The sequence below is a fragment of the Mesorhizobium sp. WSM4887 genome, assembly GCF_029625865.1.
GTDB lineage: Bacteria > Pseudomonadota > Alphaproteobacteria > Rhizobiales > Rhizobiaceae > Mesorhizobium.
In genome coordinates this window covers 401668-422461 of the sequence record NZ_JARTVP010000005.1, presented here as the reverse complement: position 1 = coordinate 422461, position 20794 = coordinate 401668, and the positions used below count along the sequence as shown (strand labels likewise).

The 20794-nt window shown below is 60.6% G+C and carries 20 protein-coding genes; 7 read left to right on the top strand and 13 right to left on the bottom strand.

From position 1 onward, the window contains the following. Window positions 1-372 precede the first annotated feature (372 nt). Together P9230_RS21295 and P9230_RS21290 are read left to right on the top strand one after the other, a co-directional pair. The gene (locus tag P9230_RS21295) at window positions 373-1110 is read left to right on the top strand and encodes a hypothetical protein (RefSeq protein WP_278120794.1); all 738 of its coding nucleotides are present in this window, start codon (window positions 373-375) and stop codon (window positions 1108-1110) included. Window positions 1111-1144: 34 nt separating this feature from the next. Beyond that, window positions 1145-1729: a YceI family protein gene (locus P9230_RS21290; RefSeq protein ID WP_067327886.1), complete on the top strand. Its 585-nt coding sequence runs from the start codon at window positions 1145-1147 to the stop codon at window positions 1727-1729. 183 nt (window positions 1730-1912) lie between these two features. Here the strand turns inward: P9230_RS21290 and P9230_RS21285 are convergent, their stop codons facing one another. From P9230_RS21285 to P9230_RS21275, 3 genes are all read right to left on the bottom strand, one after another. Next, window positions 1913-2797, bottom strand: a complete 885-nt coding sequence (locus P9230_RS21285; RefSeq protein WP_278120793.1) for a methylenetetrahydrofolate reductase — start codon at window positions 2795-2797, stop codon at window positions 1913-1915. A 16-nt stretch (window positions 2798-2813) separates the two neighbouring features. Continuing rightward, window positions 2814-3662, bottom strand: a complete 849-nt coding sequence (gene purU, locus P9230_RS21280; protein ID WP_067327888.1) for a formyltetrahydrofolate deformylase — start codon at window positions 3660-3662, stop codon at window positions 2814-2816. 156 nt (window positions 3663-3818) lie between these two features. Then, complete coding sequence (locus tag P9230_RS21275; RefSeq protein ID WP_278120792.1) at window positions 3819-5198, bottom strand: aminomethyl transferase family protein; 1380 nt, start codon at window positions 5196-5198, stop codon at window positions 3819-3821. A gap of 107 nt (window positions 5199-5305) precedes the next feature. On the opposite strand from P9230_RS21275, the gene P9230_RS21270 reads away from it, so the two are divergent. Next, entirely contained in the window at window positions 5306-6205 is a 900-nt protein-coding gene (locus P9230_RS21270; RefSeq protein ID WP_278120791.1) for a LysR family transcriptional regulator, read from the top strand. A 54-nt stretch (window positions 6206-6259) separates the two neighbouring features. Here P9230_RS21270 and P9230_RS21265 read toward each other — a convergent pair whose 3' ends face one another. Together P9230_RS21265 and P9230_RS21260 are read right to left on the bottom strand one after the other, a co-directional pair. Further along, window positions 6260-6799, bottom strand: a complete 540-nt coding sequence (locus tag P9230_RS21265) for a cupin domain-containing protein (RefSeq protein ID WP_066997890.1) — start codon at window positions 6797-6799, stop codon at window positions 6260-6262. Window positions 6800-6827: 28 nt separating this feature from the next. Further along, window positions 6828-7181 (bottom strand): DoxX family membrane protein, encoded by a 354-nt coding sequence (locus P9230_RS21260; RefSeq protein WP_066997887.1) that lies wholly within the window; start codon window positions 7179-7181, stop codon window positions 6828-6830. Between the two features lie 236 nt (window positions 7182-7417). On the opposite strand from P9230_RS21260, the gene P9230_RS21255 reads away from it, so the two are divergent. From P9230_RS21255 to P9230_RS21245, 3 genes are read left to right on the top strand one after another with little or no spacing between them, the layout of a single operon-like run. Next, window positions 7418-8515, top strand: coding sequence for an alcohol dehydrogenase catalytic domain-containing protein (locus P9230_RS21255; RefSeq protein WP_164763725.1), 1098 nt, complete (start codon window positions 7418-7420; stop codon window positions 8513-8515). Window positions 8516-8534: 19 nt separating this feature from the next. Continuing rightward, window positions 8535-9557 carry an amidohydrolase family protein gene (locus P9230_RS21250; RefSeq protein WP_127246386.1) on the top strand — a complete coding sequence of 341 codons (1023 nt, stop codon included), beginning with the start codon at window positions 8535-8537 and terminating at the stop codon, window positions 9555-9557. Between the two features lie 35 nt (window positions 9558-9592). Beyond that, window positions 9593-10264 carry a 4-carboxy-4-hydroxy-2-oxoadipate aldolase/oxaloacetate decarboxylase gene (locus P9230_RS21245; protein WP_127246385.1) on the top strand — a complete coding sequence of 224 codons (672 nt, stop codon included), beginning with the start codon at window positions 9593-9595 and terminating at the stop codon, window positions 10262-10264. Between the two features lie 61 nt (window positions 10265-10325). Here P9230_RS21245 and P9230_RS21240 read toward each other — a convergent pair whose 3' ends face one another. Together P9230_RS21240 and P9230_RS21235 are read right to left on the bottom strand one after the other, a co-directional pair. Then, entirely contained in the window at window positions 10326-10961 is a 636-nt protein-coding gene (locus P9230_RS21240; protein ID WP_127246384.1) for a TetR/AcrR family transcriptional regulator, read from the bottom strand. Between the two features lie 131 nt (window positions 10962-11092). Continuing rightward, window positions 11093-12040, bottom strand: coding sequence for an ABC transporter substrate-binding protein (locus tag P9230_RS21235; RefSeq protein WP_127246383.1), 948 nt, complete (start codon window positions 12038-12040; stop codon window positions 11093-11095). A 1298-nt stretch (window positions 12041-13338) separates the two neighbouring features. Here P9230_RS21235 and P9230_RS21230 point away from each other — a divergent pair. After that, window positions 13339-14301 (top strand): hypothetical protein, encoded by a 963-nt coding sequence (locus P9230_RS21230; protein WP_278120790.1) that lies wholly within the window; start codon window positions 13339-13341, stop codon window positions 14299-14301. 224 nt (window positions 14302-14525) lie between these two features. Here the strand turns inward: P9230_RS21230 and aspA are convergent, their stop codons facing one another. The 6 genes from aspA to P9230_RS21200 all read right to left on the bottom strand — a co-directional run bounded on the left by aspA (window position 14526) and on the right by P9230_RS21200 (window position 20793). Beyond that, window positions 14526-15935, bottom strand: a complete 1410-nt coding sequence (gene aspA, locus P9230_RS21225) for an aspartate ammonia-lyase (RefSeq protein WP_278120789.1) — start codon at window positions 15933-15935, stop codon at window positions 14526-14528. Window positions 15936-16041: 106 nt separating this feature from the next. Continuing rightward, on the bottom strand, window positions 16042-17160 hold the full coding sequence (locus tag P9230_RS21220) for a hypothetical protein (protein ID WP_278120788.1): 1119 nt from the start codon (window positions 17158-17160) through the stop codon (window positions 16042-16044). A gap of 34 nt (window positions 17161-17194) precedes the next feature. Further along, entirely contained in the window at window positions 17195-17932 is a 738-nt protein-coding gene (locus tag P9230_RS21215) for a class II aldolase/adducin family protein (RefSeq protein WP_278120810.1), read from the bottom strand. Between the two features lie 59 nt (window positions 17933-17991). Next, window positions 17992-19194, bottom strand: a complete 1203-nt coding sequence (locus tag P9230_RS21210) for a pyridoxal phosphate-dependent aminotransferase (protein ID WP_278120787.1) — start codon at window positions 19192-19194, stop codon at window positions 17992-17994. A 69-nt stretch (window positions 19195-19263) separates the two neighbouring features. Continuing rightward, window positions 19264-19947, bottom strand: coding sequence for a hypothetical protein (locus tag P9230_RS21205; protein ID WP_278120786.1), 684 nt, complete (start codon window positions 19945-19947; stop codon window positions 19264-19266). Between the two features lie 90 nt (window positions 19948-20037). After that, the gene (locus tag P9230_RS21200; protein WP_278120809.1) at window positions 20038-20793 is read right to left on the bottom strand and encodes an amino acid ABC transporter ATP-binding protein; all 756 of its coding nucleotides are present in this window, start codon (window positions 20791-20793) and stop codon (window positions 20038-20040) included. Window position 20794 lies beyond the last annotated feature (1 nt).

The following is a 20794-nucleotide window of genomic DNA, read 5'->3' as shown; positions in this document are numbered from 1 at the left end:
GAAGTCTGAGTCGTATGTCAACCGACTTCGCCGGTGCACCTGCACTAAGGCGAGGCGGGTTCCGGCCAGCTGCCCAGTCGGATTGACAAGGTTAGTGAGATACGCTTTGGTATTTGAAATCTGACCGGTATCCGGAAGGGGCCGGTCATGGAGAACTCAGACCGGGGAGGACGGTGTGACTTCATCCTGCCGCAAGGTGCCGCGAGCGTGTGCCCGCTATCCTATAGCCAACAACGGTAATGCGACGTGATTGGCGTTGCCCGATCGCCGCAGGAGGCCGTTATGCTGGCGGTCGCCATTTGCGGCCTTTTGTCGTTCGCCTTGAGCGGCCTGATGCGATGGGGGCGCGTCGATCGCCGTTGGTACGATCTCTTGATCCCGCTCGGCTTCTTCCTGTCCTACTGGTTGACCTACAATCGCCTTCCGTCCTTCCCTCCGGTCGGCGCCGTCAACAAGGTGTTCTACCTGGCGGCGGTTGGATCGATCCTGGGCGTGGCGACGGAATGGACAGGCAGCCGCAGGCTCGGACAGTTGCTGTTGGCGGCAATGCCGGTCGCCTCAGCAGCTTACATCGGCGATACGATTGCCCTGGCGCAGCCTTTCGACCTGGTTGTCGCCGCTCTGGCCGGAGCGGCAGCGCTATATGCACTTCATCGGGAAGCTGACTATCCCGATGAGGGATCAGGCCTGCGCCCTGCGATCATGCTCGCGGTTGCCAGCGCAGGCTTTGCTCCCATTGCATTCATGGGGGCTTCATCATCCAGCCTGCAACTGTCTCTTGGCGTCGCCTTTGGCATCGCCGGCATCGTGGTTGGGCACCTGTCCCGGCCGAATTACCGCTTCGGATGGGCATCCTTGCTCGGCGGAGCGGCGGGCATGATGGCTGTGGCGCAGACCGTCGCGCTGATCACTCGTAAGATCGACCTTCTCGCCCTTGCGGTGCTCCTGCTGCTTTTCCTGGTCCCTTCGGCCTGCCGCGTGATCCTCGATCGTCTCGATCAGAAAACCCCTGCACTCGCCACGTTCGTCTTCGCAGGGTTTTGCCTGGTGCCGGCCGTCGCGGCAGTCGCAGTCATGCTGGCCCGGAAGGGGTTCAGCCTTCCGCTGTGAATTCGCTTTTCGTGCATCAACAAAGGAGGATGGAATGAACTACAGACTGAAACTAGCTTTGCTAGCTGCACTCGCAACGGCGCCAATCGGGCCGGCAACCGCACAGCCGATCACGTTCGACATCGATCCGGTTCATTCCGGCATAGTGTTCTTCATCAATCATCTCGGCTTCTCCAACGTCATCGGCGTCGCAAAAGAGTTCTCCGGGGAATTCACCTTCGACAAGGACGCGCCTGAGGCCAGCAAGCTGCAGGCCAAGGTCAAGGTGTCCAGCATCTCCACCAACAATGCCCAGCGCGACAGCGACATCCAGGGCGCCGACTGGTTCAATGCCACCGAGTTTCCGGAGATCACCTTCGTCGGCGCCAAATTCACCAAGTCCAGCGACAAGCAGGGCACCATCACGGGCGATCTCACCATCGCCGGTGTGACCAAGCCGGTGACGCTCGACGTGACCTTCAACGGCCAGGGCAAGAACCCGTGGGACGGCAGTCTTGAGGCCGGCTTCAGCGCGACTGCCAAGTTGAAGCGCAGCGACTTCGGCATGACGGCCAATCTTCCCCTGATCGGGGACGAGGTCACGCTGCGCATCGAAACGGAGGGGCGCGGCCGCAGCTGACGGCGGCTTCGCGTTGTCCTGAGCGCGCCGGACGTCCTCGCGGATGTCCGGCGGTGCTGACTGATAGGCTGCGCGTGGCAATCGTGCCGCAACATTCGCCCATGTAGCGGCAACGAGAGACCATGGCGCGCCGACGATCGGCGCGCCATGGTCTGGCTCGGCTCTCGGGAGGTGGCTGCGCGCTTAAGCGATCGACGAGCGATCGTCGGCTTCGAGGCCTTGCCACGAGCCACGCTCGTAGAGCCACCTGGCCGTATTCTTGATGCCGCCAAACGGAAAGACATGCAGCTGCGCGATTGCCGACTCCGGCTTTGCCCGCAGATGGTGCTCGATCGGGCCGACGAAGCTCTCCGGCGAGTGACTGGTGGCAAGGGCGGCAAGCGAGGCGCTGCGCTTTTTCAAGAAATTCAGCGAATTGCCGACGCCGCACAAGGCGGCGTATTTTAGCAAGGTCGTGATCTTGGCAGGACCGGCCACGCCAAGATGGATCGGCAGGTCCACCCCGGAAACCGCCAGGCCGTCCGCCCAGGCGATGAACTTGTCCGCGTCGAAGCCAAATTGGGTGACGACACGCATCTTTGCCCCGGTCCGCTCGGCCCAGGCGCTCTTCATCCGGAGCGCTGCAATCGCCGCCTCGTCGCCAAAGTCGCGACTGCCTTCCGGATGGCCGGCTATACCAACCTCGGTGATGCCGTACTTGTCAACGAAACCAGTCTGGAGCACCTCGAAAGAGGAGGAAAATGAACCGGCTGGGGTAGCCACGTCGCCGCCGATGATGAGCAAGTCGCGGACACCCGCTTCCTCAGCCAAAGCCTTCACCCGCGTTTCCAGCGCTTGGCGCGTGGTCAGTCGGCGAGCGGCCATATGGGGAACCGCGGTGTAGCCAAGGTCCGCGACGCGACGCGCTGCCTTGACCAGGGTCGGCGTGTCCGCCAGGCCGATATCGGTGATGTAGACCCGGACCCCCGACGGGAAAAGGCCCGGCAGGTCAGGGGAGTCGATCACCTGGCTTGGCGCCATCTCGATCGAGGCGTCGATAGAGGAGGGGCGGATAGCAGCTTCTTCCATGCGCGTGGCTCCGTTGTTAGGCGAAGACGACGGTCTTGCGTCCATTGAGCAAGACCCGATCCTGAAGGTGGAAGGCGACCGCGCGGGCCAGCACGCGGCGTTCGATGTCCCGACCCTTGCGAACGAGGTCCTCGGGCGTGTCGGCATGGGTCACATGTTCGACGTCCTGGGCGATGATCGGACCCTCGTCCAAGTCTTCGGTGACGTAGTGCGCCGTTGCTCCGATCATCTTCACGCCGCGCTCATGCGCCTGGTGATAGGGCTTGGCGCCCTTGAAACCCGGCAGGAAAGAATGGTGGATGTTGATGCAGCGGCCGGAGAGATAGGCTGAGAAGTCGTCGGATAGGATCTGCATATAGCGGGCCAGCACGATAAGCTCGGCGCCGCTATCTTCGATCACGCGCTTGATCTTCGCCTCCTGGGTGGCCTTGGTCTCATGGCTGATCGGGAAGTGGTGGAAGGGAATGGTGTCGTCGGAGGTTAGGTTGAGACCTTCTCGCGGATGGTTGGAGACGATGGCGACAACCTGCATGGGCAACTCGCCCAGTCGTTGGCGGTAAAGCAGGTCTACCAGGCAGTGGTCGAATTTCGAGACAAGCAGCAGAACCTTGCGGGGCAGGTTCTGGGGCCGCAATGTCCATTGCAGGCCGAAGCGGTTGACCTCCTCGGAAAAACGCCCGGCGAGATCATCGAGGGGCGAAGGCAAATCGAACGCTACCCTCATGAAGAACCGATCCGTCTCGGAGTCGTCGAATTGCTGGGCCGCGGTGATGTTGGCGCCATGTGCTGCCAAACGGCTCGCCACGCCGGCGACGATGCCCGGCCGGTTCTTGCATTGGAGCGTAAGCAGATAGGACTTTTCCATACCCGGTCTCCGGGTTGACGGCCGAGCTGAAGGGCAAGGCGGTTTCTCGCGTCGCAAGGCGACACCGGCAGGAGGTCCCGCCAGTCTGTTGTCGTCGGGTGCGGTTGCCGTGAGGAGAGGGCGGCCGTGATGCCGCCCTCGGTTCAGGCGTGCGGCTTAGGCGTTCTTGCGATAGCTGGTGCGTGCGTGCGCGTCGATCGGCGCCGGGTGGACGGTGGCGCGGATCTTGAACTGCACGTGGTCTTCAACCTGCACCTTGGAGGATGGCTTGGGCTCGCCCCAGACCACCACCAGTTCGGTGCCAGGCTCTGCCACTGCCGCATCCACGACCGCGATCGACATCATCGAACGGTAGTTGGCCGAGTATCCGGTATGAAGCGAACGCCCGGCCAAGCTTCCGTTTGGCGCCTCGACCCGGTCGTAGTGATAGGTCGCGTAGTGGGCGATCGGAAGGTTGATGAACTTCGCTCCGACACCTGGCTGGTACATCGAGGCCCACGCCTTGGCGACGTCGTCGCCGTTCCACTGCAGCGTCACCTTGCGGTTGGCCGTGGTCTGGCCGTCGGCGACCTGGGCCTCGAGGGCCTTGCGGCCGATGAAGTCGTGGTCGAATTTGACGATCTTTCCGTAGCCCACGTCGTAGGGCGAGAAGTAATAGTCCTCGATGTTTTCGGAAAAGAAGCTTCCGCCTAGAGACACATTGGCATCGATCTCGTCCGCGCTAAGCCACTTGCGGAAGCCCGCCGTGCTCTTGCCCGAGTAGAACGCCGGCAACGGGCGCGGAAGCCATCCGGACTCGAGCGAGTTGGTCAGGTAAGCCCGGCCGCCGACCTGAATCATGTTGTGCTTTTTGCCCGCCTCGAGCAGAGCGGCCCGAACGACCTCATGATCGGCCCAGGGCCCGACGAACTCGAAGCCTGGTTCGCCCGCCATGCCGTGGCGAAGCGCGCGGACCATCTTGCCGGCGATCGTGAAGCGGGTGCCGTGGAAGAACGTCACATCCGGCGGCTCGCCGCCGATGAGTTCCCGGATCACGTTGAACGCGCCAGGTCCCTGGATCTCGTAGCGGTAGCACAGCGGATTTCCCTTGCGGGCATAGGACGGATTGTCCCGCACAAGCTCGACGTCGTAACCGCCGGTCTCGGCATGATACTGAAGCCAGTTGATCGTCGGCGGAATCCCCACCGCCTGGAATTCGTCTTCCTCATAGCGGAACAGGATGTTGTCGCCGATGAGCTGGCCCTCGTCGTTGACCGCTACATACTGCTTCGCGGCGTTGACGGGAAAGTATTCAACGCTGTTGATCGCCGTGTCGCGGATGAGCTTCAGCGCATCCTTGCCGCGGATGTTCAGGTCGGCGAGATGGTGCGACTGGTCATAGAGCACGGCGTTGCTGCGCCAAGCGAGCTGTTCGTCGCGCCAGTTGGTGAATTCCGGCGTCACCGGCGTGCTGACGATCGGCGGGCTCTGCGATTCCCAGAGCATGGTTTGGGCGCTTCCAGCGTCAGCGATCTTCTGTTCGAGATTAGCAGCCATTTTCAATCCTCCTGTGCAGCTCCTTTCCGGCTAAGCCCTTGCAGGACATCTAACAACCCAATAGGTTCGATACAGGTGATCGAAATTTTGCATAGAGAGTAGGCGCCATGCTGTCGGAGGAACTTGCCCAGATCGACCTGAATGCTTTGCAGGCATTGGTCATGGTCAGCGACTCCCGGTCCTTTTCAGAGGCGTCGGAGCGCCTCGGCGTCAATCAGTCGACGATCAGCTATTCGATCAAGCGGCTTCGAAAGGCCTTCAACGACCCGATGTTCGTTCGCCAGGGCAACTCGATCCTGTCGACCGACAAATGCCGTCAGCTCGCCCAGGAAGCGCGCGATGTCCTCGAGCGCATGCAGGCGTTGTCCTCTCTGCAAGGTTTTGATCCCGCTACGTCCACGGGCAGCGTGACGATCTCCTGTAACCATCACGAGCGTATGTTCCTGATGCCGGCCTTCGTGCGCCAGGTCCAGCAGCAGGCGCCCCAGATCCCGGTCAACATTTTTGAATCCGCCGTGCACGGCAAGCAGCAGCTCAAGGAAAACATTTGCGATATCGTGCTCGGCCCGGTGGCGATTTTCGGCGATATCTACTACCGGCGTAAACTCTTCACCGACCGCTACGCTTGCATCATGGATTCCAGCCATCCGCTTGCGGCCGGCGAACTGACGATGGATCGCTACCGGCAGACGCGGCATATCGCCGTGACCCACAATGGCCAGTGGGAGGCGTTGTACTTCGCGGCGCTTCGGGCAATCGACGTCAGGATTACGCCGAGCGTGATCGTGCCGAGCCACGACAATCTTGAAGCATTGATCCGGGGCACGGAGCTGGTCGCGACCATTCCCTATCGCCTGGCCCGCCGGCTTTCGGACAAGTTGACGTTAAAACCTTTCCCTCTCGAGGTGCTGATCCAGATCGACATGTATTGGACCGAGCGTTCTCACTATTCGGGCCTGCATGCGTGGACGCGCCAGATCCTCGCCGACGTGGCGGCAACGATCTGAGCGGTCCGAAGCCCAGCCGAGGCTGGTGTGGTCTCTGGGATGGTAACCGCCGCGTCAGACAGTGGCGCCGAGCATGATCACGGAGATCGTCGCCGGCTGGTCGCCTGGATTGCGCCATGCGTGACGAGTGCCCTGCTGGACTACGGTGTCGCCGGCATTTAGCTCGACAGTCCTGCCGTCATCGAGTTCCAGGATCAGTCTGCCCTTGACCACCGTGACGTAGTCGACGGTCGGGGTCTGGTGCATGCCAGGGCTGTCCGGCTCCATCCGCTCGGCAATGCCAGGTGACGCCTCGATGAGTTCGGGACCAGCTACCGCGGGGTTCCATTCCGATGACATGTAGACGCTGTCGGGAGGGAAAGTAATGATCCAGAACGATGATCCGCCTGCCGGCATGACCATGGTGCCGGTCGTCTCCATGGGGTCCTTGTTGTCGATGCTCCCCAGCTCTGGCGCCCCCTCGATTTTCCACTGTGGCGACGATACGAAACCTGGCGTGTGGCGCAGGACCATTTCCCCAGGGGAGGGACCGTCACTGACGACCACTGACTTACCGGCGTTGTCCCTGCCAGTGACGATGCGCCGAACCTGCATATCAAACCTCCCAGGTAGATGTTCAAAGTCACAGTGCCGAGATGAGGCAAGCGAGCGCCCAAAAAAGCGGGAATTCCGGTCCCATCTGCTGCCAGCGCCATTTGGCGCCGTTGATCTTCACCACTGCGTAGGCTGCTCCGAGCAGCACGACGATCGCGCAACCGGTTGCTGCTTTCGAATAGACGTTGAAAATCATGCCGAGCGCGGCAAGCACCTCGAGGACGATTGTCAGGACAAGGAATGCCTTGCCAGGCTTCAGACCGGCCTTCTCAAATGTGACCGGCGCCTTATCGAAGTTCCTGACCTTCCCGATCAGATGCGGCAGGAACCAGACTCCACATAGGATCCTCAGGCAGTCCTGAGGCTGCAACTCGAACGGCATTGTACGTCTCCTCCCCAGCAGCGTGACGGCTGCAGTCGTTGTGAGCGGGCCCGGTTTTGGCCGCCAGCCACCCTGCGAAATCGAGCGTAGGCCCGAGGGCAGCAGCGATGGTTGGTACCGGCACCGCAAATCGGGTCTTGCGTCTCCCAATCCAGATACTGTACGGTATCCACAGTCCAATCGGAATGTCAACTCGATCCGGTTGGCGGTATTTGAGGAGGAACATCGTGACAGTGATGATGCGCGCCGCACGGTTGCATGCGGTAAACGAACCAATGCGGATCGAGGAGATCGCCAAGCCTCGAGCGTGCGGAACAGATGTCGTGGTCGAGGTCAAAGCCTGCGGTATGGTCCCGAACCTCGCCAACGTGCTGAACAACTGGGAGAACTGGTATCCTCACCAGCCGCTGCCTCCCAAGCCCGCGACGTTTGGCCTTGACCCCGCCGGCATCGTGCACGAAGTGGGCGAGCAGGTCGTTGCCTTGAAGCCCGGAGACCGTGTCTACGTCAATCCGTTGCGTTCGTGCGGTGCCTGCCACGCCTGCGCCAGCGGCAACCAGATGAAGTGCGACTACTTCACCTTCGCCGGATATTTCGGGTTCAATCGCAACAGCCTGGAAATCTACAAGCGCTATCCCGGCGGCGGCTTCGCTCAATTCATGCGCGCGCCCCAGAGCGCCATTGTCAAGATACCCGACAATATGACGTTTCCGCAGGCTGCCCGCATGGGCTATCTCGGCACGTCCTATTCGGCGCTCAAGAAGCTGGGCAACCTTGCGGGCAAGTCGCTGATCATCAACGGCGCGACCGGGACGCTGGGTGTCGGCGCCACCATGTTCGCGCTCGCCATGGGGATATCCACCATCTACGCGGTCGCGCGCGGCAAGCCATTGCTGGAAAAGCTGAAGCGCCTCGCGCCGAACCGGATCGAGATTTTTTCCAGCCTGGACGGCAAGGTCGCGGACTGGGTGCGCTCCAAGCACCACTCCGGCGCGGATCTCATGCTCGACAGCCTTGGCGCGGTGGCCGACGTCAACGCCATGAGGGACGCGATGATGGGCGTCAAACGCGGCGGCACCATCGTCAACATCGGCGGTACGGGCGCCGACATGCTGTTCAACACCAAATGGTGGATGGACAATTCGATGGTGCTCACCGGTTCGGCCTGGCTCAGCACCGCGGAGGGCATCGAGATAGCGGAGCTGGTCCGGTCCGGCGCGGTCGATCTGTCTGCGCTGGAAGCCCACACCTATCCGCTGGACCAGATCAATGAGGCGATCAACGGCGTAGCCTCGGGCGACGGTGGCTTCACCAACTATGTGCTGGAGCCCTGAGCTGCGGTTGGAGAATGCCATGATAATCGACTGCCACGGTCACTACACCACCGAGCCCCCGGCGCATCATGCCTATCGCAAGGCCCAGGTGGCGTTTGCCGAGGGCCAGCGCGACGCAGGTCCGGTCTATCCCGCCATAAGCGACGAGACGCTTCGCGCGACCGTCGAAGAAAACCAGCTTCGTCTTCAGCAGGAGCGCGGCTCGGACGTGACAATTTTGTCGCCCCGGGCCTCGGGCATGGGTCATCATGTCGGCAGCGCTGCGCTGAATGCCGAATGGTCCCGTGTCTCCAATGATCTCATTGCGCGCATCGTGGACCTGTTCCCGCTGAACTTTGCCGGTGTCTGCCAGCTGCCGCAGTCGATGAGCGGTGACCTCGCTCCTGTGCTGGCTGAACTCGAGCGCTGTGTGGACGAGCTCGGCTTCGTCGGCTGCAATCTTAACCCCGATCCGTCCGGCGGCTTCTGGTCCGCGCCGCCAATCTATGACCGCTACTGGTATCCGCTCTTCGAGAGGATGGTCGAGCTCCAGGTGCCGGCCATGATCCATGTCTCGGGCGCGTGCTCGGCCTGCCTGCACACCACCGGTGCGCACTACATCAATGCCGACACCACGGTGTTCATGCAGCTGATCCAGGGCGACCTGTTTCGCGCTTTCCCAGACCTCAAGCTAATCATTCCCCACGGCGGCGGCGCGGTTCCCTATCACTGGGGCCGCTATCGCGGGCTGGCAATCATGATGGAAAAGCCGGATCTCGCCACGCACCTGATGCGCAACGTCTATTTCGACACCTGCGTCTACCACCAGGCGGGGATCGACACGCTGTTTCGCGTGATCGGTCCGGACAACATCCTCTTCGGCTCGGAACTGCTGGGCGCGGTCAAGGCGGTTGACCCGCTGACCGGCTTCAACTTCGACGACACGCGCCGTTACATCGATGCTTTGGGCCTCGACGAAGCCGACCGCGCGGCGGTGTTCGAGGGCAATGCGCGCAAAGTCTACCCGCGGCTGGACGAGAGGCTCAAGCGACAGGGTCGCTAGCGAGGTCCGGCTGGCACGAATCTCTGGAGATATCAATGGCAAAAGTCGTCACAAACACCGAACGTACGCCGATCGAAGTGTGCGACGCACTGGGCGCGCTGGGGGTGGCAACCGTTCACGAGGCCCAGGGACGCAAGGGGCTGCTGGCCTCGCGGCTGCGTCCCATCTATGACGGCGCCAGGATCGGCGGCAATGCGCTTACCTGCGAGGTGGCGCCGGGCGACAACTGGACCATTCATGTTGCATTGGAGCAGGCGCGGCCGGGCGATGTGCTCGTCGTGACTCCGATCTCTCCATGCGAAGACGGATTTTTCGGCGACCTTCTGGCTGAATCGGCGATGGCGCTCGGCATCCGAGGCCTCGTGATCGATGCCGGCGTGCGCGATGTGGCTGCTTTGCGAGCGATGAAGTTCCCGGTCTGGTCGAAGGCGATCTTCGCTCAGGGAACAGTTAAGGAGACGCTGTGCGATTGCCAGGTTCCGATCATCTGCGCCGGTGCCCGCATCTGCCCTGGCGACGTGATCGTCGCCGATGATGATGGCGTCTGCGTGGTGCCCCGTGCCAATGCCGAGTTGGTTGCGAGAACGGCACGAGAGCGGGAGGCGGCCGAGGAAGACAAACGTCGCCTCTACGCTGCAGGCAGGCTCAGCCTGGACGTCAACTCAATGCGCGAACGGCTGCGGTTGAAGGGACTTGTCTACGAATAGGCACCCGACGTCCACGAAGGAGCATCGGTCGGCCTTCCAACGTGGCGTGGCATGGTTCGCGTCAGGACGCTGCAGTCCGCTTGCGCACGGCCTTTCCGTTCTTATGTCTAAAAAGATGAGCCTCGTGCATCGACGTCAGCGCGACTCGAACCATTTCGCCGGGCGCCCTGTCGTCCATAAAACTCGACATGCCGCCATAGACGAGTTCGAGGACGATACCGCCGACATAGAGTGGCCGGGGTTCCGCATCCCCATACGGAAACAGCTTCTCCGACAACAGCCTGCCCAGCCCTTCCCACTGGTCCCTGAACAGGCGCAGGTGCCGATCCTCCAGCGTGTTATCGCGGCGCGCGATGCGCAGCAGGTCGATGGCCAGCGTTCCCCAGCGCTTGTCCCTGGCGCGTTGGTTGGCCCATTCGCAAATGGATTCGATGACATCCTTCGGCTCGTCAACGCTGCGAAGCCTTTCGGTCAGTTCGACCACATCTCCGCCGGCGTTGCGCTCCAGCAGTTGCAGGAAGATGTCTTCCTTGTTCGTGAAATTGGAGTAGAAGGCCCCCTTCGAGAAGCCGGCCTCCTCTGCGATCCGCTCGATCGATGCGCCGGAATAGCCGTCTCGGGCCACCATCTCGCTGGCCGAAGCCAAAAGCTTTTCGCGCGTCAAGGCTTGGCTTTGTTCACGGGTCAGTCGCGCCATCTTTGATCATCCAATGAACGTATCGGGATACCCAGCGTATCTGAGCAAGCAACTTAGGGTCGTCGACCTCCAAGGGCAAGCGAAGGTGAGGGGTCAGTTGCGGGATTGCTTTGGTGCACGGCAGGATGGGTTCAGCCGACAGTGGTGCAAGCGGCGTCGAGGTAAGAAGCATCGAAGGCGTGCAGCGCTTGGCTCCCAAGGGCCTCATCGAGCAAATGCGCGCGGATCATCAGGTCGATCGTCGTGCGCAACGCGTTTGCCGGCACGGCCAGCTTGTCCGGCCACATGCCCATGTCACGCATGTATCCTAGAGCACGATTGGCCAGGGTGGAGCTTTCCGGCGTGGTGATGCGTTGGAAGATCGGCAATGTTACGTCCTGCCGCGCCGGTTCATTGGTGATCGCATGGGCCTCAATCAGGGCGTTGATGAAGCGTATGACCACATCTCGATTGGCTTGCAGCCACGATGATCGGCCGATGACCGCGGTGAAGAGGATCTCGGGTATGAACTCATTGACCTCGCCGATCAGCTTGTAGCCTTGGTCCTCGGCCAGGAAGTTCCACGGCGCGGGCTGGGGAGCACAGTCGACTTGCCCGGCCTGCAGCGCCTCCCACCGTTTAGTATGAATACCCGCAAGCACGAATTCGTAGTCGGCGGGGTAGTGCAGTCCTTGGGAAGCCAGCACAATCTGCGTGTAAATCGCAGTACCCTCGGTGAGCGAGGACGTGCCGATCCTCTTTCCTCGAAGGTCCGCCAGGGTGGCGATTTCTGGCCGCGCCACGAGAGACATCGGCAGCCGCACTGCATTGGCCGCAACAATGCGCAGTTCTCCACCGTTCACGAAGTCCGCGACTGCTCCTTCTGGCGGCGTAATCGCAAGGTCGGCCTCACTCTCAAGGACAGCTCCCGTTGCCTTGTCGACGCTGCCGAAGCGCTTGTATTTGATGGCAATGCCGTGCTTGCCGAATAATCCCAACTCGTCTGCAAGGAAGACCGGAAGCCAATTGAACCCCTGCGCTCCGCCCGCGAGGCGAAGCTGGGCAGGCGTGGAAGGATCAGCTGTCGTGTTTTCGGCCATTGGCTCCTCCCGCCGTATTCAGCACTGGGCGTCTAAATACTATAGGTATTGGAATTCCAATCGGTATGTCAATCGGCCACGCTTTTTTCCTCGCAGCCCGGCTGACTGAGCTACCGTGAACAATGGTCCGCGTGCTCTCGATCGCGAAAAGCGGCCAACAGGGGCTACGGCCCTTGGCACCATACCGCACATGCTATCGTGAATTCGAAGCGGTCCTAAACGGCGCCGCTTCTCTTAAGTCCAGTTCCGGACGCCAGATTCTTGCTGCCGGTCCACGCATCCAAGGCCCTAGCCGAGTGCCCTAGACGAAGACCTGATCGATTGAGCTAAATCATTGAATAAAAGATAAAAATGGTTGGCTGGGGCGCCAGGATCCTCATTTTGCATTTTTTCAGCCATCATTGTGGAGGAATATCAAGTACTTAAAGGAAGGGCGCATTGTTGGTCAAGATTCAATTGTAGCGTCAAGTTGGTGACGGCAGGTGTCGTGGCTAGGGTTTGGCGAACCCCTGTGATTGTCTCAGGCGCGGACTGTCGGATTTGCTAGCAAGTCCGCAATCGACGGAGGTCCACCCTGCCTGCGGCACTGGTCTGAATCTGCCTCGACGGCTTATCGATGATCACCAACGCATCGTCCGGCGTGGGCCGCTGTAGCTTCTTCGCCTTCGACCGCGGCCGCCGATCGCTTCGCCGAAGCTCGGGCCTAAGTGCCGTGAATAGGCCGAGGCGAGGAGAGACACGGGGCTCTTGACATTGCGATGTGTATAGGGCGCCGGAAGCTTTTCACCGGAGGCGCTAGCTCGGTTCCTCCGGCCCGCGAATGGGCGCATTCGCCACGACGATGGTCCGCTGCCTAGGAGTCATCTTGAGAGGATTGTGCAGCGGACCTGAGGTAGATAACCCGATCGAATTTGGTTCGAGGTTCGGCGATGGCCTTTGCAACACCTTGTCGCATCGGAGGGGAACCCGGGGCGGATACGGCGGGACACGACCAATCGCCATCCCGCCCTGACGTCCGCATTGCTTGCGCACCGCTGGTCACCAACGCACCCCTGCCGCATGCCCGTTCCAAGTTTCGTCATGGGTGAACCCGATCGGACATGCGGCCGCCGCCTCTGGCGTCATGCCCCCAAGCTGGCTTTCACCAGCGCATCCGACCGGCGCTATCAGCCCAAGGTGGACATGATCAATGCGCTTGCCGCGAAGGGAGACGTGAAAGGATGATCAGGTGGAGAGAATTGGCCATCGCCGCGATAGGTGCTGGCAAGAAGCAACCGCGCGCGAAGTAGGCGCATTGCTTGATCGGTATCGAGGCCCGGCGCAAGTCGGGCCTTTTTCGTTGGCGTTCGGCGCGGCGAGGTCATCCCCGGGTTTTTCATAGCCCGGTGGTTGCGCTTTTCCGCGCCTCAGTCACCTTGCTTAATCGGGATCGTCCGAAGGGAAGGCCAAAATTGTCGGTTAGCCGTTTTCATGATCTGCGCTTCCAGCCGCACCCGAATTTTCCGGGAGCGCCGGAAATCTTTGCCCGTATGCAGGCCGCGCCGAAATTCGTCTTTTCGCGTGATGTGATCGAGTGGATCGGGGAGCATTCCGGTGACTATGGCCACGCGATGGCTACTGCGATTGGCGCAGGCCGCACCAAGCTTCCTTACGACCTGATGCTGGTCGAATGGGAGGACACGCCGGAGGAACGCATATTCTGGCTGATCGAGGAAAGTGCACCGAACAGCTATCGCATATGGTCAGCCTTCCACTATCCCCGCGCTAGTCGCGATCTTGTCTTCGGTCATCCTTTTCCAGCTTCGTTCACCCCGAGCGGCGGAGCCTTCGTTCAGAGATACGATGGCCCGATCCCGCCAAACTCGCCGCACTTGGCCTCATATATCGACTCATACCGCCCAACGGCAGGAATAGCGCTCTGCCTCGCCATGACGCTGCATGTGCGCGGAATTATCACCCGACCGCCCGCGCCGGTCAGTCCGAAGCTCGATGCGGCGCGCGCCAAGAAAGGCAAGGCGCCGATCACCAAGGATTACGTCACCGTGCATATCGGCTACGTCATCGATCGGCAGGGCAAAGAACACGCCTACGAAGAACGCCGAGGCCACGTTAAGCCGCATTTGCGCTCCGGCCATTACAAGAACCAAGCCTTCGGTTCGGGTCGGCTCGATCGCAAGAGAATCTGGATCAACGCCTATCTGGTCAACTACGGCCCCGGCACGACGATCGATCCACCGCCGCAATATCTCGTCGTCCCCTGAAGCCCACGCGACCGACAACGAGATAGACGGGCGCGGGCTGACCTTTCGACAAGAGATGGTGCTGCGCATTACCGGGGCGCTCGGCGGGAGGGGGCGGATCGCCTCTGCATGCGCCCCAAGGCCGCAGCGTGCGGCGCGCTTTCGTTTTAGAATCCGGATTTGACAGATACAAGATCAACCCAGGTGATCGAAAAGGAACCCGCAAATGAGCTGGAAGGCACCGCTTACGAATCAGACAGGTATGGGCGGGTCAAGTGTGCTGGTTGCAATATCAGATCGAGACGCTCTTTGGAGAGCAGGCCTCGTTTTAGCACCAATTCATAAACACTGTGGCCCGTTCGATGCGCCTCGATCGCGACTTCCGTTGCATTGCTATAGCCGATGTAGGGGTTCAGGGCCGTTACGATTCCGATCGATTTCTCAACATATCCACGCAGCACGTCCTGGTTTGCGGAGATCCCGCGCACACAGTTTTTGTCCAGTGTTAGACACGCCGATGTAAGGTGCTTCAGACTGCGGTTCATGCTGTAAAAGATCACCGGTTCAAAGGCATTCAACTGCAACTGACCGGCCTCAGCCGCAAAGGCGATGGTGACATCATTGCCGATCACCTCAAAGGCGATCTGGTTGACCACTTCCGGGATCACCGGGTTCACTTTTCCCGGCATTATCGATGAGCCCGCCTGGCGCGCGGGGAGATTGATTTCATTGAGGCCGGCACGAGGTCCTGAGGACAAAAGCCGCAGATCATTGCAAATCTTGGACAGCTTGACTGCCACGCGCTTCAGAACCCCGGAGAGCTGCACGAAGGCGCCGCAATCCTGGGTAGCCTCGATCAAATCGATCGCGGTCACGACCGGAACCCCAGTGATTCCGGCGAGCTTTTCGCGCACCAACGCCGCATAGGCGGGGTGGGCTGTGATCCCCGTGCCGATTGCCGTCGCTCCCAGATTGATCTCGCAGATCAAGCTGGCGGCCTCTTCGAGCCGCGATTGATCTTCCTGCAGCATCAGCGCGTAAGTGCCGAACTCTTGTCCGAGCGTCATCGGCACCGCGTCCTGCAGCTGCGTGCGCCCCACTTTCAGAATTTCTGAAAACTCCTGTGCCTTGGCTGCGAAACTGCCCCGTAGAACGCCCATGGCATCGATCAGCCGCTGGATACCGAACCACGAAGCGATCTTTATTGCGGTGGGATAAACGTCGTTGGTCGATTGCCCCATGTTCACGTGCTCGTTGGGGTGAAGATAGTGATACTCACCCCGCATATGCCCCATGATCTCGAGCGCCCGGTTCGCAATCACCTCGTTGATATTCATGTTGGTCGAGGTTCCGGCCCCGCCTTGAATGAGATCGACGACGAATTGGTCGTGCAGCGCGCGGTTGCGGATCTCGACGCATGCAGCGCAGATGGCACGGCATCTGCTGCTGTCCAGCAACTTCAATTCGTTGTTCGTGAGCGCCGCGGCTTGCTTGATCGACGCGAGCGCGTCGATCAAGTCCGGAGCACTGGTGAGGGTTTGCCCGCTGATCGAAAAATTCTCTATGGCGCGGAGCGTGTGGACGCCCCAGTACGCTGAGGCGGGCACATGACGATCGCCAAGCAGGTCATGCTCAACTCGTGTCTTGACCATCATGTTCGGGCTCCCGCCAAGGGTTGTGGGCAGCAGTGCGTAGCGATTGTCCTCATTCGCGTTGTGGAATGGGCCTGCTTCGCCGCGGCTGCGATGTATAGTTGTCGGACTATTTGAACAGCGGCGACTCGATGATGCTGACGCCGCTGACCCGGTCGACAAGGTAGATCAGTCCACGATCGTCCAGCGTAACGTCATTGGATGATGGACGATGTTCGCCCGGCGCGGGCTCTGGCACGAAATGACCAACCTCCTTGGGCGAGAAGGGATCGGCAAAATCGACCAGCCGCAGCCCCTGCGCAAACCATGCGAAGGGCACGACCGTTCCTTTGAGGCGCTCGGATGGTTGATGGCAGCCGGTCATATCGGGTTGGGGACTACCATCGCGATCAAGACTCGGGACCTGAAATGTCGAGATCGGCACGGGGTGCTTCTCTTCGGTGATATCGAAGGTCCAGGTAAACGCCGGTGGCGTCGGCCAAAGTTCAGCGACATCTTCATCGGCCACAATAAGTATCCTTCTCCCCTTGATCGTTTGCGGAACGGGAAGACAGGTGTGAGTGGGATGCGGGAAGGCCGGACTGGTGTTGAAGTCAGATACAAGCCGTGGCTTTGACATATCGGAGATATCAAGGATGAACAGGCCGTGATGCCAGTAGCTCACGTATAGACGGTCGCCAAATCGCAGCGGGTGGTGGCAGCGCGGCTGGACCCAGTCGTGCCAGGGATAGGTTTCACCGCCCGCCTTCCATTGACCTGGAATCCACCAGCGCCCCACCTCGATGGGGCGAGCTGGATCGACAAGGTCGAGGATCATGACAATGTTGCCAACGTAGCCGTCGACGGTTGGCGAGATGTAGGCGTATCGGCCATCAAAGTCGAAACGATGCACGCCTCTGCCGCCAGTCCGCCAACGTGTGATCATTTTGGGCTTTGAAGGGGCCGACACATCGTAGATGTCGATGCCGCCCTCGCCAGCGGGCCCACCAATGCTTTCCTGATTGATGATCATCAGATCGTTCGCAGACCGCACCTTATGCGAGTGCCAGCCTTGCCTCTGCGCGATTGTCGCCAGCAGCCGGGGCGCTGTCGGATCGGTCACGTCGAAGATGGTCGTGCCGGCCGGCGGCGCCATGTGGCCGACGTAAAGCGTCGCGCCATCGACCCACACCTGGCCACCTCCCGGACAATCAATATGATGCACCAATTTGGTGTTAGCCTGGCTCATATCACCGCCGCCAAAACGCTAAGAGCAGATAGGGTCAATCGTCCGCCGGACCGTTTCCGGAGAGCTGCAGCTGCTGCCGCCAGAAATCCCAGGTTCGCGACGAAAACCCACCGACGCGAGAGCAGAGGGCGCCGGCGCGTTCTGCTTCACCGGGCGACAAGACGGCGACTCTACCCAATGCATGAGCGGCTGATTGGGCATCGGCATTGCGGCAGGCATAGACTGCGCGAAATACGAGGTCCGGCAGATTGGCCCCGGTGATGGTGGCTCCGTGCAGCCTCATCAACACCATCGAATTCTGGCCGAGCGCCCGCGCAAGCGAACGCCCCTCTTCCGGCTTGACCACGAGCAGGCTCGTATCGCCGAAATCGTCCCGCTGGTTCCAGAAGGGAACATGGTGGCCGATGGTGGCTCCCATGAGGAAGACAGGCACCAGTGGCGTTGCCGAGATGCAGAACGGCAGCAGCGAGGTCGGATGGCAATGCACGATTGCCATGACATCCGGTCTCGCCTTGTAGATTTCCCCGTGGATCACCCGTTCAGCGAACAATTGCGCCTTGGTAGGCTCAACTGGATCGGACTCAAGGGTGAATTCCAGAATGTCGCCGGCAACGATCAGATTGGGCGCGCAAGCGCGTGACATCAGATACCCGCCGGGATCACCGGGCAAGCGCACCGAAACATGTCCGAATGCGTCCATCACGCTTTCGTTGACGAGCATTCTGGTGGCGAGAACAATATCGCGGCGGACATCTGAAGCCAATTCGTGCATCGAACCCAAGTCCATTTAGGGTCAGCCAGTCGACAACCTGATCAGTAAAGGGCAGCCGTCTACCGCAGGCCCTTGGCGAATTCGGCAATGCGCCTCATCGCCTCTCGAATGAGGTTGACCTCGAGGGAGTAGGATATCCGGAAATAGGGGCTAAGTCCGAAGACAGTCCCGGGGACGATGGCCACCGAAGCTTCCATCAGCAATCCTTCCGCGACATCCAAATCGGTTTCGAGCAGCCGGCCTTCGGCGCTGGTCTTGCCGATCCATCCCTCGCAGTTGATGTAGGCGTAGAACGAACCCGACGGTCGCAGCGCCGAAAGCCCTTCGATCCCGTTGGCCTGCTCAACCACAAGATCGCGGCGCGCCTGGAAGGTCGCGCGGTTCTCCGCCATGAAAGACTGATCGCCGGTCAGCGCCTCGAGCGCCGCCGCCTGTGAGATGCTGCTGGGGCTTCCCTGCATCTGGCTGATGAAATCGGCCATCGGCTTGATCACCCGCTTGTCGGCGGCCGCGAAGCCCAGCCTCCACCCCGTCATCACATAGCCCTTGGAGAAGCCGTTGATCGTGATGATGCGATCCGCCAGTTCCGGTGCGACGCTGGCGAAGGAACTGGCCTTGTGGTTGTCATAGACGATGTGCTCATAGAGCTCGTCGGTGACCACCCAGATTTCGGGATGCTTGGCCAGAACCTTGGCAAGATCCCGGATTTCGCTTTGGGTGTAGATGGCGCCCGAAGGATTGTTGGGTGAGTTGAAGACGAGAGCCCGGGTGCGCGGCGTGATCGCTTTTTCCAACTGATCAGCAGTTAGCTTGAAATTCGCCTGGTCAGGGCAGGGAACGATCTTCGGCACGCCGCCGGCAAGTCCAACGAGATCGGGGTAAGAGACCCAGAACGGCGCAGGAATGATGACTTCGTCGCCTGAGTCCAGGATGCTCAGAAAGGCTGAATAGATGACGATCTTGGCGCTCGTGCTGACGACGATCTGATCGGCGGCGAAGGTCAGGCCATTGTCCTTCTTCAGCTTGTCGGCCAAGGCATCGCGCAGCGCGCGATATCCTTCCGTCGCGGTGTACTTGGTGAAGTTTTTTTGGATTGCCGCGATGCCTGCGGCCTTGACGTTGTCAGGCGTGTGGAAGTCCGGCTCGCCCAGGCTAAGTGGAATGACATCGCGTCCCTCGCGCTTCAGCTGCTCGGCCCTCATGTTCATGCCGATCGTCGGAGATGGCCGAATCTCGTCGGCCCGCCGGGAAAGCTTTCCCATCGTTAGTTCCTCTATCTAGGTGAATCGACTGGCGCCCGCGAACGCGGACGATGAGCGGGCAATCCCGGCTCAGTGATTTTGCGGCTTGTTCAGGTTCTCATAGTTGGCACCGTCCATCGCTTCGACCGCCTTGACCCCCGATCGAATGGCGGCAATGACACGGTCTTCGGTCGCCTTGATCACAAGCGCGATGCGAAGGACCTCTGCTGCCTGTTCCCGCGGGACCACGACAACGCCATTGTCATCGGCAAAGACCAGGTCATCGGCATTGCAGGTCACATCGCCCAGTTTCACCGGGACATCGACGCCGGCGACCACCGACCGGCCGCGAATGGATTGCTGGGTGATGCCGGTGCCGTAAACCGGCAGGCCGTAGCCCTTGTACTCATCCACATCGCGCATGATGCCGTCCGCGACACAGCCGACAAGGCCATTGTGCCTGATCGCCGCGCCAGTGATGCCGCCGAGGCAATTGACCGTCGGATTGTCCTGCGAGTCGATGACAAGGATTGCGCCAGCGCCGGCCGTCTCGATCAGCGTGAACGTCGCCGGGATGACGGACTCTTTGACGCCGTCCTTGGGCTTGGCCATCTTGAGAGTGGCCGCATGGCCGACAATCTTGGCGCAGGGATAGATCGGCAGGATGCCGGTCACAGCTCCGTTTATTGAAAGACGGTCGCAGGCGTCCGATACATTGGAAGCGGAAACCTTCAGATATCCGTCGGTTATTTCCTGCGGGAACCTTCTCGTCATAATCTTGCTCTCCGTACGTGTTTGTTCGCTTTCGGCGTCGGTGCGAACATGCGTGATTGGTCTTGTCGACCGTGATTTCGACACTGCGCTTCAGTGCTGCAGAATCGAGCTGAGGAATTGCTTGGTCCGTGGGTTGGCGGGATCGGCAATCATCTCCCTCGGGGGGCGGTCCTCGACGATCTTTCCGCCATCCATGAAGATCATGCGGCTGCCCACATGCCGGGCGAAGCCGATCTCGTGAGTGACGACCAGCATCGTGCGACCCTCCCTCGCCAGATCTTCCATAACGCGCAGGACGTCGCCGACCGTCTCAGGGTCCAGAGCTGAGGTCGGCTCGTCGAACAGCATCAGATGCGGCTCCATAGCGAGCGTGCGGGCAATCGCCACACGTTGCTGCTCGCCGCCCGAAAGCTGGCCTGGGTAGGCGTCGCAGCGGTGTTCCAGGCGGACCTTGCGAAACAAATCCCGCGACCGCTCTTCGACCTGCTTCCTCGGCTGTTTCAGCACCTTCATCGGCGCGAGCATCACGTTTTCCAGCGCCGTCAGATGCGGATAGAGGTTGAAGTTTTGGAAGATCATGCCGATCCTGCGACGCAGGTGGACGATCTCGCGTGTTTTTGTGCGGACCTGCTCGCCCTCGAAGGTGATCGTGCCGTCGCTGATGTCCTCAAGGCCGTTGACACAGCGTAGCATCGTCGACTTGCCGGTGCCGCTAGGACCGATGATGACCACCACTTCGCCGGGCACCACATCAAGATCGACACCATTGATCACGATGCGATTTCCAAACTGCTTCACCAGGCCGGAAATCTTCAGCACGGGTGCGTCGCCGGGGTGCTTTTCTATA